Origin of the sequence: Gemmata algarum (assembly GCF_034097035.1) — a bacterium.
GTDB lineage: Bacteria > Planctomycetota > Planctomycetia > Gemmatales > Gemmataceae > Gemmata > Gemmata algarum.
On record NZ_JAXBLV010000216.1, the window covers coordinates 1 to 17,734 of the forward strand.

Consider the following 17,734-nt stretch of genomic DNA (forward strand, 5'->3'; position numbering starts at 1 on the left):
GCGCTCGCTCCGCGAGCGGTTGCAACATCGTGCCCTCGTGCCGCGAATGCGGGTGCGTTTTTGGGGAGAGCCCCGCGCGCGGGGCGGGGGGGGCGCCCCCCGCCCCCGCGCGCCCCGCGCCGCGGGGGGGGCGGGCGGCCCGCTCGGTCGAACGCGATGGCGGAAACGACAAGCCGATCAGAAGAGCGGATCCGGGTAGTAGATGCCGACGAGCGGGTGCCCGGGCTTGGTGGCATCAAACTCAAGCGTTACGAGCGCCGAAGACGGGCTCGGGTGCCGGGGAAGGGAACGCTGGATCGGGCGCACCGTGGCGGGCGGCGCGAGGTCCGTTTCGTACTGGGTGCGGTACACGACCCGCCCGTCGGCGACGGTGGCCGGGGAAATGTTACCCGGGGTGGGCGCCCCCACCAACCCCTCCACCTCGGTGCGAGACATACCGGTCTTCAGCCTCGGCAGCGCCTGGGCCGTTCCTTCCGGTGTCGTCACTGGGAAAACGGCATCATCAACAATAGCAGTCGGGGCGAGCCGCGTGCGGAGCGTAACTTCTGGCACCGCTTCCGGTTCGGGCGGGCTCAACGCGTCCCAGCAGATCCAGGCCGCGAACGTGATGCCGAGCGCAGTGAGTACCAGAAATGGGTGACGGCGCAAGAACCGAGTCGGGCGGCGCATGGGAACCTCGGAGAGCGGGTGCGCGGGCGACGCACCCAAACCAGAGACGATCGGTACCGAGCTGGCTAACATTCACCTGTTCGCCCGAACCGATCCGGCATTATCCGGCGGACCGCGATTTTACGCTCCGCTTACCCTCTACTTGCCCCGTCGAGCGGTTTTGATTGAAAAAATCCGGCGCGATTGTGTGAGAGAAAATCGCGCCCGGCTCTCGCCCCGCCCGCCAGTTCAAAGTTCGGAAAGGGTAACGACAATTCGCGGTGCTGTCCAGCCGATATTTGCCTCACATAAACTTCTCAAACAAATCGCCGTTCGGCCATTTTTGCACCTTGCCGGCCGCGCGGTGAACCGGCGCGTCGATCAACCCGGACGGGGCGTCGCCGCCCGGGGTCGAGTCGGTGTTGAACAGCACCGCCCAGCTTAAGCCGTCCCACCGCCGAACCAGAAGCGTGTTGGTGCCGGGGATCCACCCGTCGTGCCAGGCGTTCAGCTTGCCGTCGCCGACGGGGCGCACGTTCCACCCGCAACCGTAATACACCTCGCGCGGCTTCTTGTCGGATCCGAACCCGGCGGCCCCATCCGGCCGCGCCCACATGTCTCGAACGCTGGCGTCCGACAGGAGCGGAGACGCTCGCCCCCCGTCGAACGCGGCCGCGAACCGGACCAGATCGACGGCCGAGGCGACCCAGCCGCCGTGCGCCTCGAACGCCTCGACGTTCATCGCCCCGTCCGGTAGCGGCACCTGGCGCCCGACGCGCGGCGGGTAAAGACAGGCGGCTTTGCGTCCCTTGGCGTCGTGGTACGACACTTCGGCCTTTGAACGGTTCTCGGGCAGCCCCCGGGCCAGTGCCGGCGCGGTCGCCCCCAGCGGCCCGAACACGTGCTTTTTCACCCACGGCTCGTACCGCTGCCCGGTCACGGCCTCAAGGACTCGGCCGAGAACCAAGTAACCCAAGTTCGAATACGCGAACCGCGCCCCGGGGTCGAAGTCCAGCGGCTGTCCCATCATGTAACGAACGATGTCGTCGGGCGTTGGCGGGCCGTCGAGTTGTAACGCGCGCCGGATCCGCCCCGGGACCGAGATGGGGTCGAACCCGCCCTCACGGTCCCGGTCCCAACCGCCGGTGTGCCGAAGGCACTGGCGGACGGTCACCTTCTGCCACCGCTCATCAAGTTCGACGCCGCTCGCGGGCGCCGGTTTCAGTTTGATGTACTTCAGCACCGCGTCGTCGAGCTTGAGCTTCCCCTGCTCGGCGAGCATCAGCACCGCAACCGCGGTGATCGGTTTAGACACGCTCGCGATGCGGAACCGTGCGTCCGGTGCGACGGGCGTCTTTTGTTCGGCGTCGGCGAACCCGAACCCGCGGGCGTACACGAGTTTCCCGCCGCGTGCGACCGCGACCGCCGCGCCGGCCAACTTGTGACGGGCCAGGAACGACTGAAAGAGCTGATCGAACGGCTCCAGGTTCGCGTTCTCGGCGCCGGTCGTGGGCACCGGCGGCGGTTCGGCGAAAGCTTGCAGCCCCACAGCACCAAGGGCCGCCGATGTCAGAAAGGTGCGTCGCGTGCGCGGCACGATGGGCTCCCAGGGTGAGCGCCCGCCAGCCGGCAAGCGCGTGATGGTCGGCGTTGAGCGGATCGGCTAACGCGGTGCAGCGCCCGGTTCGGGGAAGTTCTTCGACTCGTCGTCGAGTACGAGCACCCAGTCGAGCAACTCGCCTTCGGCGGGCGGGGTGAACGTCCGGGTGCCGGTGTTCGAGAAGGTGCCGATTACGGTCGCCTTGCCGTCCCGCGGGTTGAACCACCACGCCTTCACCTTCGGCCCCGTCACCTTGCCCATCGCAACGGTAAACGAGCGGCCGATCGGGGCGTACACCATCGCGAACGCCCCCTTTTCATCGCGGGTGGCAGCGAACCGCCGCGTTCCGGCGCCGGGCACGGAAGTGCCGACCTCGTCGGCCACGAGCACCGAATCGTCGGGAACGCGGGTGAGGTACGGGCGCGACTCGATGAGCCGGCGCCCGTGCTGCATCTGCTTGCCGCCGGGCTGTTCGATCGCCTCTTCCCAGGTGACGAGCGGGTTGTTCACCGGCTTGCGGCCCTTCGCGTAAAACTGCCAGACCGAGTGGTGCCCGTAAGTATGGCCGCACGCCCCGGAAAACACATCCCAGTAGAAGGGCCGCCGCACGTCGGCCGCGGTGGAGTGGCCGAACTCCTTCGCCTTGAACGACACCGGGTGCCCTTCGTAGATCGGCTCGCCGTCGAGGACCGGTTTGGCAGGGCGCAGGTTGTAATCGGCGAGCGTCTTGTCGTAGCGACCGGTGAACTCGGCCTGGTGGCCGTTCTGCCGCATGTTGAAGTCGAGCCAATCGTCGTTGTGAAAGGGCGCTGACGACCCGCTCCCGCCGGTCGGGTGGAAGGTGATGAGGTGCGCGCCGCCGTCGCCCGCCCGCAGCCCCTTGGCCATTGCGCGGGTGATCTGCTTGTGCGCGTCCGTTTCGACCGGACGGTCGCCGCCGAGGACCCAGATGATCGACCTGTCCTTGTACCGCATCCCGAGCCACGCGCCGTAGGCTTCGGCACTCTCCGGCGTGAAGACCTCCGGCCCTTGCCCCCACTTCTTGTTCCACTTGTCACCCCAGGTCGGCAGCAGGGCGGTGTAAATGCCGAACTCCGCGGCCCGGTTCACCACCCAGTCCACGTGCTCGAAATACTTCTCGTTCGGCGTCGTAGGGCGGTTGTCGATCAGCGGCTTGTGGCCGTAGACGTTGGGCTCGTTGAGCCCGTCGAACTCGGCGAGCGCGACGGCCTGAACGACGTTGTACCCTTGCGCGGCGCGGGTCTTGAGGTACTTGTCGGCCTGCTCGCGGTCGAGCCGGTGGAACAGTTCCCAGGCCGTGTCAGCGAGGTAGAAAAACGGTTTCCCTTCGGCGGTGACGAGAAATCGCTTGTTGTCGCTCACCTTGAGTTTCGGGAGCGGCTTGGGTTCGTCGGCACGAGCCGCGGTTGCAACCGCAAGCACAAGAACACAGGCGGAGAGGAGGCGCATCGAACCGGCCCGGAGAGGAATAACGGATACGACACCCGTAAGGGCAGCGCGGAAGGCGACCGCCACCTGAGCGTCAGTCTCAGGTGCGGCGAGGCGTGCCGTCGGCAAATCAGGACTCACCATACCCGATTTTTGCTGTTTCGGACTTTCGGAAGTTTGAGCGCCCCCCCGCACGCAGCTCGCACGGCGACTGATTTCATACGTCACAGAAACACCACCCGCCCCAGCAGCAAATCGTAAATATTTCCCCGATAACGACTTATCAAGATCACATCCGGTCACAACTGGACCAAAACTCGGGTCTGTCGGGCCGCAGTCGGTACACGCGCCACACGATTTCGGTGGCAGCAATCACCCAGCGAACAGGTAGCGGGCCGGTAGTCGAACGGCAGCGAATGTCCAGTCGGCACCCCGTCACCCGCAACCGCCCGTCGCCATCAGTGCCGTTCAGTCAACACGCTGGGCGGGAATACGGCCCGAACGTCACACCGTCTCTCAACCGGAGTAAAGCCGTCCGATGACAGGCCGGGTGTGGGCAGCCGATGCGGCCTTTGAACCCAGCTTCCCATGAGTGCGCGTCTACTGTTACAGATGGCACGCCGGCCCCACCGACCGCAAGAGCCGCAACACGCACCACATCACGCCTTTCGGCCGTGCCGATCGGCGGTCCACGCCCTCCTCGTCGGTGCCGATCGCCGCTTTAGGCGTGGCGATCGGCACCGACGAGCCGCGCACCTGGAGCGCTTACCGTTTTCACCACGCCATCGGTGCCGTTCTCCGGTCGAGCCGCGTTAACCCACTTTAAGAGTTCGGGGCAGGATCGCCGTCATGGCACGAAAGCTGCTAATTCGCTGCTAAGTCGTGGGGCCTCGTCCCCAACCGAATAAAGAACGGATCGAGAGGCGACACGTCCGGCACTTGTAGCAGCCTCAACGAGTTGTGGGGAGTGCCACGGCGGGGAGGGCGGAAACGGGCTTTACCGGACCGCGAAGCGTACCATCCGGGCCGGTGCTTTTGCCCGGGCAAGACACGATGGGCCGGGACCAGCTTGCCAATTCGCCAGAGATTCGCCATATCGGACTTAATAAGCGCGGAATTTTAACACACATGACTATGAAAACACCTAACAACTTAGGTTAATCACTAGTCTTGATTTACATGCCATTTTCAATTCGCTATTTAATATCTCAGAATCTACGCTCATCGATTTCCATCTGAAACAGCTCGACAATTCACCAATCTGTATTGATTTTGATAATCTAGAAAAACTTACATAAAATTATACGTCTTCTTGGTCAAATTTATCCCAGTAGCGACGATCAACCTATCCGGAGCGGGCTACGATACACGCGATCGCATTGGTGCGTGTCGGCCCGGGCTTCGGTTCGGGGGTCGGCCCCGGGGCGCTCCGCGCGGCCACACGCACAAAACAACTAAGAGGACCTGAGCGTGATCGATTCGATTCTTGCCGCACTGTCGAAGGTGCGCCTCGGCCCGCGCCTCGTGGGCGGCTTTTTGGTCATCGCCGGGGCGTGCGCGGTGCTCGCGTACCAGTCCTTCGAGTCGTTCAACGGGCTCCGCGAGTGCCAGAGCAACGCCAGCGCCAACCTGGTCCCCTCGACGCGCGCGCTGGGGAAGCTCCGCAGCGCCGTGCTGACCGTCCAGCGGGCCGAGCGCAGCGCCGTCATCTACGGCAAGGGCGGCAACGACAAGATGGTCAGCCGCACCCGCGGGTTCGAGAGCCAGGCGCGCCGGGAGATCGAAGATTGCGCCAAAGCGTACGCCTCCCTGCCGATGGTGGACAAGGAAGCGGCGATGTGGCGGGCGTTGGAGGTGAAGCTGGCCGACTGGAAGCGGCACAGCGAGGAGATCTGGGCGCTCGTCGACCGGGGCGAGTTCGGCCCCGCCGAAGAGGCGCTGGCGCGGGAGACGCCGGCCATGTCCGAACTGGACGCGGCCCTGGACGGGCTGCTGGACACCCAGCAAACGATCAGCAAAGAAGAAGACCTCAAAGCCAACGGCGTCTTCGAACACGGCCGTAAGGCGATGTGGACCGTGAGCACGTGTGCGATCGTGGGCGCGGTCGCCCTCGGCCTCCTACTCACCGCGTCCGTGGTGCGCCCCATCACCCAAACCGTGTCGGTCCTGGACGGCGTCGCCAAGGGCGACCTGAGCCGAAAGGTTGCGGTCCAGTCGACCGATGAGCTGGGGCAGTTGGGGGCTGCGCTGAACGTGGCCATCGACGGGCTGGCCGCGGCCAAGGAGGCCGAGCGGGCCGCCGCCGTGCGGGACAAGGAGCGGGCCGAACGGGAGACCGCGGCCGAGCGCGAGCGGGCGGAGCGCGAGGCCGCGGTGGAGCGCGAGCGACAGGAGCGGGAAGCCGCCGCGGCGGCCGAACTGCGGCGCAAGGCCGGCACCATCCAGGGCACCATTCAGGCCCTGGCGGCGGGCGACTTCACGGCATCGGTGCCGGACCTGGGGTCCGACGACATGGGACAGATGGGCCGCTCCCTGAACGAAGCCGTGGCCAGCGTGCGGGCGGCCCTGGAGGGGGTGCGGGAGGTGGCCGAACAGTTGGCCGACGCGAGCGGCCAACTGTCCAGCGCCAGCGAGGAGATCTCGTCCGGCGCCCAGGAGCAGGCGTCCAGCTTGGAAGAAACGGCCAGCGCCCTGCAGGAGATCACGGCCACGGTGAAGCAGAGCGCGGACAACGCTCAGCAGGCCCGGCAACTGGCCGGCGGGTCCCGCGAGGTGGCCGAGAAGGGCGGTCAGGTGGTGAGCGGGGCGGTCGAGGCGATGGGCGAGATCAACGCGTCCAGCAAGAAGATTGCGGACATCATCACCACCATCGACGAGATCGCGTTCCAGACCAACCTGCTGGCCCTCAACGCCGCCGTCGAAGCGGCCCGGGCTGGCGAGCAGGGGCGCGGGTTCGCCGTCGTCGCCACCGAGGTGCGGAACCTGGCCCAGCGGAGCGCAACGGCCGCCAAGGAGATCAAAGCCCTGATCCAAGATTCCGTCAAGAAGGTCGATGCGGGCACCGAGCTGGTGAACAAGTCCGGAAACACCCTGGCCGAGATCGTCGGCAGCGTGAAGCGGGTGACGGACATCGTGACCGAGATGGCCGCCGCCAGCCGCGAGCAGTCGGCCGGCATCGAGCAGGTGAACAAAGCCGTCAGCCAGATGGACACGGTCACCCAACGGAACGCCTCCCAGACCGAGGAGATGAGCGCCACCGCCCAGGCGCTCACCGATCAGGCCGCGCAGCTCCGCGACCTCCTCGCACGGTTTAAGCTCGGGCACGCCCGGCCCGCACTGGCGCCCCGGCAGGCGAAGGCACCGGCGGCCCCGCGGCCCCGGCTCGCGGTCGCCAAGGCCCTCGGGCAGCGCAGCCCCAGCGGCAACGGTCACATCGGCAGTCACGAGTTGGAAGCGCTCGGCGGCGAGGGGTTCAGCGAGTTCTAGTTTCGTCCGCGGGTCCGGGAATCCTACGGGCGTCGGAGCCTGTAGCATTCCCGATTTCGGCTTCGGCAGCGCCCGCCGTGATTGATCAACGACGCACCGGTAACAGGAGTGAACCAGTTATGCCCGGACCAGTGACCCAGTTGTTCGTGCTCCGCGGTCAGGTGGACGAACCCGAGTTGCTCCAGGTCGCACGCGACACGTTCGCCGCGTTTCAGGCCAACCACACGTGTAAGGTCACACTGGACTGCGCCGAGGTCACGTCGTTCACCGGCAAGGCCCTGCTGCTGCTCGGGTGGTTTTGTAACCAGACCCGTTCCGCGGGTCTGGCCCTGCGGCTGCTCGACCTTTCCGACGAAATAGTGAGAACCGTTCCGGACCGGTTGGTCGAATCGATGATCCCGGCCGACCTGCGGCCGCAGGTCATGGATGCCATGACCCCGCGAGCGGTGAGGAGTGGCGCGCGCCGGGCCTTTTCGTTCTCCAACAACTGAACGCCTCCTTGGCAACACACGTGAGGCAAACGGCGCGGAACGGACAGGAGAGTTGTTCAATTCGGCAACGGCCAGCGCGTTCCGTCGCCCGGGGCTGAAACGCCCCGGGCGACGGAACGCGCTCAATCACGGCTCAGAAGTCGGTGAGCCCTCCGCCCGCGCCGGAAGCATCGAGTTGGTGGGCCGGCCGGCGCCCGGCCCCGTGCCGTGCGGACAGGCCCGCCGAGCGGAGCTGGGGCGCCCCCCTCTTGGCAGACGTGGGTGCGGACGGCGCGGCCGAGCGTGCCGATCCGGACCCGTTGAGCTTGAACCGGGCCGCCAGGTCCCGGAGTTGGGTCGCCTGGTCGTTAAGGGCCTGGGCGGTGGCAGACAGTTCCTCGGTCTGTGCGGCTTTACGCTGAGTGGAGGTGTCCATCTGCGAGACGGCCTTGTTCACCTGGTCGATGCCGGCCGATTGCTCCCGGCTGGCGGCGGCGATCTCGGTCACGATGTCCGTCACCCGCTTCACGCTGGTGACGATCTCGGCCAGGGTGTTTCCGGACTTGTTCACCAGCTCGGTGCCCGCATCGACCTTCTTGACGGAATCTTGGATCAGCCCCTTAATCTCCTTGGCGGCGGTCGCACTCCGCTGGGCGAGGTTCCGCACCTCGGTCGCCACCACCGCGAACCCGCGCCCTTGTTCCCCAGCGCGGGCGGCCTCCACCGCCGCGTTCAGGGCCAGCAAGTTGGTCTGGAACGCGATCTCGTCGATCGTCGTAATGATCTCCGCGATCTTCTTCGACGACTCGTTGATCTCGCTCATCGCGCCCACCGCGCCGCTCACCACCTGGCCGCCCTTCTCGGCGACTTCCTTGGACCCGCTGGCGAGCTGCCGGGCCTGCTGCACGTGCTCCGCGCTCCGCCGGATGGTGGCCGTGATCTCTTGCAGCGTGCCGGCCGTTTCTTCGAGGCTGCTGGCCTGCTCCTGCGCGCCGGACGAGATCTCGGTGCTGGCGCTGGACAGTTGCGCGGACGCGTCGGCCAACTGTTCGGACACCTCCTGCACCCGCTCCAGGGCGGCCCGCACGCTGGCCACGGCTTCGTTCAGGGAGCGCGCCATCTGGCCCACGGCGTCGGCGCCCAGATCCGGAATCGCGACGGTAAAATCACCGCCCGCCAGAGCGTGCGCGGCCGCCACAATCATATCCACCTTGTTCTGGAGCGCGACGGCGTCGGCCGTCACGCGCTCCTCGATCAGCTTCTGGGCGGTGATGTCGGTCGCGAACTTGACGATCTTATAAGGTTTGCCGCTAACGGGGTCGAGGATCGGGTTGTACGACGCCCGGAGCCACACCTCTTGTCCGCTCTTGCTGAGCCGTTTGAAGTCGCCCGACACGAACTCGCCGCGGTTCAGTTTGGCCCAGAAGTCCCGGTACTCGGGGCTGGCAGCCAGGACGGAGTCGACGAACATCCGGTGGTGCCGCCCGCGGATCTCGTCCAGCCGGTACCCCATCGTGGCCAAGAAGTTCTCGTTGGCCGTCAGGACCGTCCCGTCGAGCTTGAACGCGATCGTCGCCTGGGCGCGCTCCACCGAGACGAGTTGGCCGATGAGGTCCGTGTTCTGCTCCCGCTGCTGGCCCACCGCCTCCCAGTTCACGTGGTCCTGCTTGAGGGCGGTGCGGATGCCGGCCACGGTGGCGTCGAACGCCGCGGCCATCTGCCCGACCTCGTCGCCTCCCGTAACGTGGGCCTGCTGCGTCAGGTCGCCCTTCGCCACCTCCCGGAGCGCGGTCATGAGCCGCCGGATCGGGGCGACGATGGAGCCGCCGAGCCAGAGGGCCGCGCCGAACAGGATCGCGCCCCCCAGCGCCGCCACGATCATCATCTGCCGCCGGGTGGCGATGGACGCGGCCAGCAGCTCGTCCAGGTCCTGCCGCACCAGCACCCCCCAGCCGAACCCCTTGTAGCTGCCGAATCCCTTGGACGCGGCGTAGGCGTTGACCTGCACCACCTTGCGGCGCTTGTGCTCCTCGACAACGAACCCACTCTTGCCCTCCGTGACGCGCGCCGCGGCGACCAGCCCGGCGTCGCGCAGGTTGAACGACAGAACCGCCTTGGGGTCGTAATCGGTCAGCAGCAGCCCGGACCGGGAGAGCAGTTGCGCCTCGGCACCCTCGTCGGCGATCGTCTTGAAGATCGGCTCGATGGCGCGCGCCCACGAGACGCGGCCGGACCACACGCGCACCACCTTCCCGCTCTCGTCCCGAACGGGGGCGGCGAAGTTGAGGGCCAGCCCGCGCGTGCGGTACACCTCGGCCACCCATTTGTCCTCGTACAGGTCCCGCGCGAAGCACTCGCCCGGGGGCACCCGGCCCTGGACGCACGCCTGGAACCAGTCCTCGTCCTTCACGCTGCGGCCTAGCAGCGCGGACGTGTCGACCGGCTTGCCCTGGCCGTCGACCGTGTTGACGGCGATCACCGTGCCGTCGCGGTCGGCGACCACCATCAGGTCGTACAGACTGCTCGCACGGGTGTAGTGATCGGCGGCCGCCGTCGCCTGAGCGGGAGTGCCGCGGGCCAGCGGGTTGAACGCGAACGCCTGCACGTCCTCGTGCCGCGCGGCGCAGGCCCGCTCGACCATCTCAATCGCGACCGCCGCGCGCCGCCCCAGGAGGGCACCGCACCGGGCCTGTTGCTCCTCGCGCGCGCTCGCGTCCGCCACGTAAATCACCGCAGCCATCGGGAGCAGGCCGAGGGTCACGAAGGCGGCCGACAGTTTCCACTTCAGGCTCACGTTTCGGAACCGGCGCGCAAGCGTCATGTTGGTTGCTCAGGTTCGAATAACAGAGGCCGAGGGCGACCGCCTGACAGCCGCCCCACACAAAACAAAATCAATATCGAATCGGGACGATATATTTGCCGTTTATTTAATCATATGCAATTAAAACAATTGCACTAGGTGCGCGGCCTGCGCGAGGGCCGAACACGCCGCACCGGGCGGCGCCTTGGTGCGGCGGCGGAGATCGCGATCCGGTTCGCCACCGGAGCGGGACGGCCTACTGATCGAGGCGCGGTTGCGAGCACCAGAAAGCTGAAAATCAGGCGAAGCCCGCGGCGAACCTTATAACGGCAGCGCGAAGGCCCGGGGCGTATCGTCGAGAGTTACCGACAACCGTTGCCCGAATGCGCTCAACCGACGCGCGCCGTGCGCGCCGCCGTAATAGATGCCAAGTGCAACCGACGGCCGCTCGGTGAGCGGCCGCGGCACACCCATTGAATCCATAGATTACGTCACACGAATATTCAACTAATATGTATTTCGTTCTCGTCACTCTTGCCCGAGCCGCACGCGAGCCGCGCGCGGGTCGGGTCAATTGCCGATCGGCACGACAGTCCCCAGCACAGCGGGTTCTTCGCCCTTTCATCGCCGGGCGGTACGCACCCCGATACTGGTGACCACAGCCCCTCGAACGCGTGACATCGGCTCGCGAGTCAAAGCCAGCACAATTAACCAATCAGCAACGCAACGTAATAGGCTCCGGAATTCCGGAACGGCCGTGGCTAACGTGATGTCCCCAGCTTCGCGGTCGGCGCGGCACTTGCCATGAGCCGTACGGCCTTCGTGGGGCCTCAATTGGGCCGGCGCAGCGCACACGAGTCTCCGGCACACTTGGCCACCGAACGGCGGGCGGATACGTAAAGCAGACCGGCCGCGGTGTACCCGGACGGCCCTGGACGGGTTTACTCAAAACCGCCGGCGAAACTCGCGCGAACTTCTCTCTCGCGTAACCCGCCGGGAGTGGATAGAATCCTACTCGACTTGCCAGCGATGACGCTCAAAACCCGTCCCGCGTCAGGCGACCGCCGTTCCCCTGTTCTTGCTCCGCCGCGACCGCCGCTCGGTCGCCGCGACTACTGGTACGAGAGTAGAGTCCCAGATGTCCGACCCCCGCAGCAGCGCGCAAGGCGTGCTGGAGATGCACCAACGAGGGCACGGGTTCCTCCGCAACCCGGCCCGGAACTACGCGCCGACCCCCACCGACCCTTACGTCCCGGGCCAGCTCATCAGCAGACTCAACCTGGCCGAGGGGGTCCAACTCGGCGGGTCGCTCGAGCCGCCGCGCCGCGGGCAGGGGCCGCGCCTCGCGGCGGTGACCGAGGTCGAGGGCGCCGACCCCAAAACGTTCCGGCGCCGCGCGTGGGACGAGCTCACCCCGGTGGACCCCACCCGGTGGCTGCGGCTCGAGACCGGCCCCGAGCCGCTCACCACCCGCGTCATGGACCTGTTCACGCCCATCGGGATGGGCCAGCGGGGCCTGATCGTCGCCCCGCCGCGGAGCGGTAAGACCGTCCTGCTGACGCACATCGCGCAGGCGGTCCTCGCGAACCACCCGAACGTCCACCTCATGATCCTGCTGGTGGACGAGCGGCCCGAAGAGGTCACCGACATCAAGCGGAACATCATCCGCAAGCCGCCCGCGGAGGCCGTCCCGGGGGCGCCGCTAGCGGCCCCGCCGGTCGAGGTGATCGCGTCCAGTTCGGACCGCGACACCGCGAACCACACCCGGCTCGCGGAGCTGGTCGTCGAACGGGGGCGGCGGCTCACCGAGCAGGGGCGCGACGTGGTGGTGCTGCTCGACAGCCTGACCCGGCTGGCCCGGGCGTACAACAAGACCTCCGGGAGCGGGCGCACGATGTCCGGCGGGGTCGATTCGAAGGCGCTGGACGTGCCGAAGCGGCTGTTCGGCGCGGCCCGCGCGTTCGAGGAGGGCGGGTCGCTGACCATCCTGGGGACCGCGCTGATCGAGACCGGCTCGCGGATGGACGACGTGATTTTTCAGGAGTTCAAGGGCACCGGGAACATGGAGCTGGTGCTCAACCGCGCGCTCGCCGAGCGCCGGGTGTACCCCGCCATCGACCTCGGCGCGTCGGGCACGCGCAAGGAGGAGCGGTTGCTCCCGCCCGAGGCGCTGGAGCAGATCACCCTCCTGCGCCGCAGCATGTTGCAGATGCGCCCGGTCGAGGCGATGGAGGGGCTCGTCAACAAGATGACGAAGACGAAATCGAATACCGAGTTCCTCGTCAACCTCAGTAAGCTCGGGCGGTGACGCGGCAAAGCGTCTCCGGTTTGCTGACCGCCGGTTACATCCGCCGGCTGACGCAAAGCGGTTCGCCAAGTCACGGTCGAACCGCCTGCGTCAGCCGGCGGATGTAACCGGCGCGCTGCCCAGCCGTTGCTCTTTTGCCGGATTCAGTCTCACCCGTCTCGTCCGTGGCGCCCGGTGGGCGCCCGCGGATCGCCCGTTTATCCCCCCCAGCCCGCATATTTCCCCGACCTTTCTCCTCCCGCTGCTGTTCCCGAACGTAGCGCAAACGGTTACGTTATCAGTCTCCTAACCCCTCCATCCGGAGGACCGTCGGTCATGGCCTCACCGCGCGATACGAACGAGGTCGAGCCAACGCTCGTGCCCGGGGCACCGCCCGCACCCGAGTCCCCCCAAGCCGGGACCGGGGACACGCCCGCACAGCCGCTCCCTTCGGACGTGACGGTGAACCCCGCTCCGGTCGGCGACACGTCCCCGCCCGCGCACCTGAACGGCTCGAACGTGGTCCGGGCGGCCCGCGGACACGAGAGCAAACTTTCGACCCCGGTCCGGTTCGGCACACCGGGCACCGCCGCGGCGCCCGCTTCGGCCGATGAGACGCTCCCGTCCGTGGCGCCGGTCCCCCCAAGCTCGAACGGCTCACGGCCCGCGGGCAACCATTTCCTCTCCGGCGCCGGGCTACCGGCGCAGGCAGAAAGGGCCGCAGAACCGGCACCGTTCGACGGCGCCGGCATCCCGATCGAGCCGATCCCGTCCGCGGCCGAAACGTTCCCGCCGCTGTTCCCGCCCGCGGCGCCCCCGAAGGCCCAGGCCCCACCGACATTGCCCGCCGCCCACCCGCGCCCGCGCGGGTTCGCCGGGGCGTCGTTTCCCGCCCGTGTCGCCGCGCCCCCCCACCCGACCGGGGCCGACGCCACACTCGTCCACGCGCCCGCCCACGCGCCCGCGGCCGATGACAGCGCGACCTTCGCATCGGGCGCGCAGCCGCTCGACACCGAGCGGTCGAACGCCGAGGTCACGCAGGCCGCGCCCCGGTCCCACAGCACGCAAGCCGAGACCGACCCGAACGCGACGCTGCCGAGCCCCGCGAGCGGGCTCGCCGAAGCCGGAAGCGCGGACCCGCTGTCGCACGACACCGCCCCGACGGTCCCGACCACGGCGCCCGGGGCCGGGCGCCGCGCGCCCAACGAGACCGGCACGATGGTCGGCCGGTTCGCCCTCCGCGGGCTGCACGCCTCGGGCGGCCTGGGCGAGGTGTTCACCGCCCGCGACACCGAACTGAACCGCGAGGTGGCGGTCAAGCGGATCAAGTCGCGGTACGCCGACGACCCCGGCAGCCGGCGCCGGTTCCTCACCGAGGCCGAGCTGACCGCCCGGCTCGACCACCCGGGCGTGGTGCCGGTGTTCGGGCTGGTCAACGACGCCCGCGGGCGCCCGGTCTACGCGATGCGGTTCATCCGCGGCGAGACCCTCAAGGACGAGATCGACCGGTACCACAGCCCGGGAGCGGCGGGCGGCACCGCCGGGTCCGAGAAGACGGAAAAAACGGACAACGGGGACGTGAAGGCGGGCGAGCCCCGGCCGCCCGCGGCGCCCGCCGCCGCCGAGAAGGCGGTGCCCCGCACGGTCGCGTTCCGGAAGCTGCTGTCGCGGTTCGTGGCCGTGTGCCAGGCCATCGCCTACGCGCACGAGAAAGGCATCATCCACCGCGACATCAAGCCCGCCAACGTGATGGTCGGCAAGTTCGGCGAGGTGCTCGTCGTGGACTGGGGGCTGGCGAAGTCGCTCGCCGACGGCCCCGACTTCGAGCGCGTCATGAAGGCGCAGGCCGAGGCCGGGTTCCGGCACGACCCGGAGGCCACGGACCTGCCGTCGCACATGACGCTGGCGGGCACCGCCGTCGGCACGCCGTCGTACATGCCGCCGGAGCAGGCCGCCGGCGAGGTCGACAAGGTCGGCCCGCGGGCCGACGTGTACTCGCTCGGGGCGACGCTGTTCGCGATCCTCACCGGCCGCGCCCCGTTCGTCGGGCGGAGCCCCAACGAAACGCTGGAGCTGGTGCGGCGCGGCGCGTTCGAGCCGCCGGCGCGGGTCCGCGCCGACTGCCCGAAGCCGCTCTCGGCGGTCTGCGAAAAGGCGATGGCGCTGCGGCAGGAGGAGCGGTACGCGACCGCGCAGGAGCTGGCCGCGGACGTCGAGCGGTGGCTCTCGGACGAGCCCGTCACCGCGTACCGGGACCCGCCGCTGGCCCGGCTCGCGCGGTGGGCGCGCCGGCACCCGAGCCGGATCGCGGCGGGCGTGTCGCTGCTGCTCGCGGGGCTGCTCGCGGCCGGCGGCATCGCGTGGGCCGTGTACCTGGGCGAGCAGAGGGCGATCGAGGAGCAGCGCCGCACCGAGGCGGCCCGCAAGGAGACCGCCGCGGCGCTGGACGCGCTGGGCGTCCAGCAGCAAGAAACGCTCCGGCAGCGCGACGAGGCCGCGCGGCAGCGCGACGAAGCGGGCCTCGCCCGCGACCAAGAGCGGAAGGCCCGCGACCTCGCCCGCAGCCGGTACAAGAAGGCGGTCGACACTTACAACACGCTGATCCGCGATGTCGATACGAAGCTCGCCGACCGCGAGAACATGCAGGCCATCCGGGAGCGCCTGCTGCTCGACGCGACCGAGGGGCTGCAAAAGCTCGTGACGGAGAAGGGCGAGGGGGACATCGGGGCCGACGCCACGCTCGTCGCGGCGCACCGACAGATGGGCGAGGTGTACCAGCTCCTGGGCAAGACCGAGTCCGCGAAGCAGCAGTTCGCCGAGGCCGTGCGGATCGCCGAACAGGTGCAAGAGCAGGCAACGAAAGCCACGGGGCGCACGCCCGAGGCACGCGCCGCGGACCGTCGCGAGGCGGACCGCGATCTCGCCCGCGCGCTGGTCGCACAGGCAGGCGCCCTCGCCGTGGGCAAGTCGAAGGCCGCCGAGGCGGCCGTGGACCGGGCGATCCAGTTGCTCGAAGCGATCCCCGGCTGGGACCGGGACCCCGCGATCCAACAAGAGGTGGCCGCGGCAAAAGCCCGGCGCGCGGCGATCCGCCTGGAGCTCGGCGCCACTGGCAAAGCAATCGACGACTGTCGGGACGCGGAAGAGATCCGTCGGCGGCTGTCGCAGGCCCCGCCCGACCCGGCCCTGACCGACGAGCAAAAGCGAGTTCAGAAGCGCGACCGCGAGCGCGCGTGGGGCGACAGCCTCGACGCGCTGGCCCAGTTGCAGCTCCGCACCGGCAAGACCGCGGACGCGCGGGCCAGCGCGGAAGATGCCCTCCGCGTCCGCGAGTCCGTTCACCGGGACTTCCCGCTCCACCCGGATGTCCGGCGCGAACTGGCCGCGGGCCACGCCCGGTTGGGCGAGGTGCTGTTCGACCGCGCCCTCATGACCGACGCCGAGAAAAAGTACCTGAACGCAGTCGGGGTGCTCCGGAAGCTCGTGGCCGACGACCAGGACAACGCCGGCGCCCGCGCCGACCTCGCGGCCGTGTACGGGCGTTTGGGACAGGTCCAGATCCGCACCGGCGACCTGAGCGCGGCGGTCGAGAACACGCGGAGCGCCCGGGCCGAGTGCGAACAGCTTCTGAAGATGGACCCCAAGTCGGCGAAGGCGCAGCGGGACCTGGCCCAGGCGTGCGAGCGGCACGGCGACGCGCTCCTGGCCAGCGCCCGCGCGCGGCGCGGCGCGGGCACCGACCTCGTGACGAAGGGGCTGGGCGAGTACCAAGCGGGCCTGGCACTGCTCCGGAACCTCAAAACGCTCGACGCCGAAAGCGCCGCCACGGGCACCGAGCTGGCCCGCAGTTTGGAGCGCGTCGGCGACGGCCGGCTGGCGCTCAAGAACCCGCTCGGCGCGCTCGAGGCGCTCAAGGAGAGCGAGGCGCTGCGGCGGACGGCGGCGACCGGCGACCCCGATTCGGCAAGCGCCAAGCGCGACCTCGCGGTGGTGCTGTACAAGCAAGCGGACGCGTGCTGCGCCGCGGGCAAGCCCGCAACGGCCAACACGCTGTCCTCCGAGGCGACCCGGTTACTCGTGGACCTGGCCCGAGCAAACGGGGCGAGCGGCGGCACGACGCGCGATCTGGCGGTGGCCTACGGGAAATGGGGGCAGGTGCTCGCGGGCGCCGGCCGGCCGACCGGGGCGCTGCTGGTGTGGCAGAACTCGCTTTCCCGGTTCCAGGCGTTGGCCCGGCTCGACCCCGGTAACAAACAGGCGAAAGAGGAGCAGGCCGAGGCGTGGGAGCGGCTCGCCGGGTTCTACACGTCGGTCGGCAACTCGGACCGCGCGCTGGCGGCGGCGCGGTCCGCGCTGAAGCTGTGGGACGAGGTGTGGGACAAGCCGGCCGAGCGCACCAAGGCCGGGCGGTTGCGGCTGGCGCTCGCCCGCGTCCGGGTCGGGGACCTGTACACCGAGGTGCGGCAGTTCGACCAAGCCGACCGCTCGTACGCCGACGCGCTGAAAGACGTGGATCAGATGAAGGGCGACCCGCTGCTCGGGCCGGTGGTCGATCTGGCAAACGACAAGTTGCTGTTTTTAGCAGCTGTGCGCAGTGGGATCAACAACCCGCGCAACCTGAAGCAGAAGCAGTTTGACGGCGTGCGGAACGAGGCGCTGCGGGTGATCGCGAAGATCGAGCTCCGCGCCGGGCGCGCGGCCGACGCCGCGAGCGTCGCCGACCTGCTGGCCGAGGACGCGAAGTCGGCGGAGGACTGGTTCGCGGTGGCGGCGACATACGCCGGGTGTACCGCGCTGACCGACAGCGGAACCGAGTCGGCGCGAAACTTCAGCGCGAAGTGCGCGGTCTCGTCGCTGCGGGCCGCGGTGAGAGCGGGGTTCCGCAACGCGGACGCGCTCACCACCCCGGAGTGGGACGCCGTTCGCGCACGCGCCCCGAAGGAGTTCGCCGAGGCGCACGCCGAGCTGATGAAGCTCCGCGGCACGGAGTGATC

Annotated in this window: 8 protein-coding genes; 4 read left to right on the forward strand and 4 right to left on the reverse strand. The window is 68.6% G+C overall.

Features of this window, described 5'->3' with window-relative positions; genetic code table 11:
- Positions 1-177: 177 nt before the first annotated feature.
- The 3 genes from R5W23_RS25785 to R5W23_RS25795 form a co-directional block, all read right to left on the reverse strand.
- Positions 178-669 (reverse strand): hypothetical protein, encoded by a 492-nt coding sequence (locus R5W23_RS25785; RefSeq protein ID WP_320688839.1) that lies wholly within the window; start codon positions 667-669, stop codon positions 178-180.
- Positions 670-952: 283 nt separating this feature from the next.
- Positions 953-2,245, reverse strand: coding sequence for a serine hydrolase domain-containing protein (locus R5W23_RS25790; protein ID WP_320688840.1), 1,293 nt, complete (start codon positions 2,243-2,245; stop codon positions 953-955).
- Positions 2,246-2,311: 66 nt separating this feature from the next.
- Complete coding sequence (locus tag R5W23_RS25795) at positions 2,312-3,718, reverse strand: glycoside hydrolase family 140 protein (RefSeq protein ID WP_320688841.1); 1,407 nt, start codon at positions 3,716-3,718, stop codon at positions 2,312-2,314.
- Positions 3,719-5,167: 1,449 nt separating this feature from the next.
- Here R5W23_RS25795 and R5W23_RS25800 point away from each other — a divergent pair.
- Positions 5,168-7,183, forward strand: a complete 2,016-nt coding sequence (locus tag R5W23_RS25800) for a methyl-accepting chemotaxis protein (RefSeq protein ID WP_320688842.1) — start codon at positions 5,168-5,170, stop codon at positions 7,181-7,183.
- Positions 7,184-7,302: 119 nt separating this feature from the next.
- Positions 7,303-7,674, forward strand: a complete 372-nt coding sequence (locus tag R5W23_RS25805) for a hypothetical protein (protein ID WP_320688843.1) — start codon at positions 7,303-7,305, stop codon at positions 7,672-7,674.
- 133 nt (positions 7,675-7,807) lie between these two features.
- Here R5W23_RS25805 and R5W23_RS25810 read toward each other — a convergent pair whose 3' ends face one another.
- On the reverse strand, positions 7,808-10,474 hold the full coding sequence (locus R5W23_RS25810; RefSeq protein WP_320688844.1) for a methyl-accepting chemotaxis protein: 2,667 nt from the start codon (positions 10,472-10,474) through the stop codon (positions 7,808-7,810).
- Between the two features lie 1,117 nt (positions 10,475-11,591).
- On the opposite strand from R5W23_RS25810, the gene rho reads away from it, so the two are divergent.
- Together rho and R5W23_RS25820 are read left to right on the forward strand one after the other, a co-directional pair.
- Entirely contained in the window at positions 11,592-12,761 is a 1,170-nt protein-coding gene (gene rho / locus R5W23_RS25815) for a transcription termination factor Rho (RefSeq protein ID WP_320688845.1), read from the forward strand.
- Between the two features lie 315 nt (positions 12,762-13,076).
- Positions 13,077-17,732 carry a protein kinase domain-containing protein gene (locus R5W23_RS25820; protein WP_320688846.1) on the forward strand — a complete coding sequence of 1,552 codons (4,656 nt, stop codon included), beginning with the start codon at positions 13,077-13,079 and terminating at the stop codon, positions 17,730-17,732.
- Positions 17,733-17,734 lie beyond the last annotated feature (2 nt).

Coding starts and splice junctions, on each gene's coding strand:
- R5W23_RS25785 (WP_320688839.1), bottom strand. CDS start 669: ATGCGCCGCCCGACTCGGTTCTTGCGCCGTCACCCATTTCTGGTACTC.
- R5W23_RS25795 (WP_320688841.1), bottom strand. CDS start 3,718: ATGCGCCTCCTCTCCGCCTGTGTTCTTGTGCTTGCGGTTGCAACCGCG.
- R5W23_RS25805 (WP_320688843.1), top strand. CDS start 7,303: ATGCCCGGACCAGTGACCCAGTTGTTCGTGCTCCGCGGTCAGGTGGAC.
- R5W23_RS25810 (WP_320688844.1), bottom strand. CDS start 10,474: ATGACGCTTGCGCGCCGGTTCCGAAACGTGAGCCTGAAGTGGAAACTG.
- rho (WP_320688845.1), top strand. CDS start 11,592: ATGTCCGACCCCCGCAGCAGCGCGCAAGGCGTGCTGGAGATGCACCAA.
- R5W23_RS25820 (WP_320688846.1), top strand. CDS start 13,077: ATGGCCTCACCGCGCGATACGAACGAGGTCGAGCCAACGCTCGTGCCC.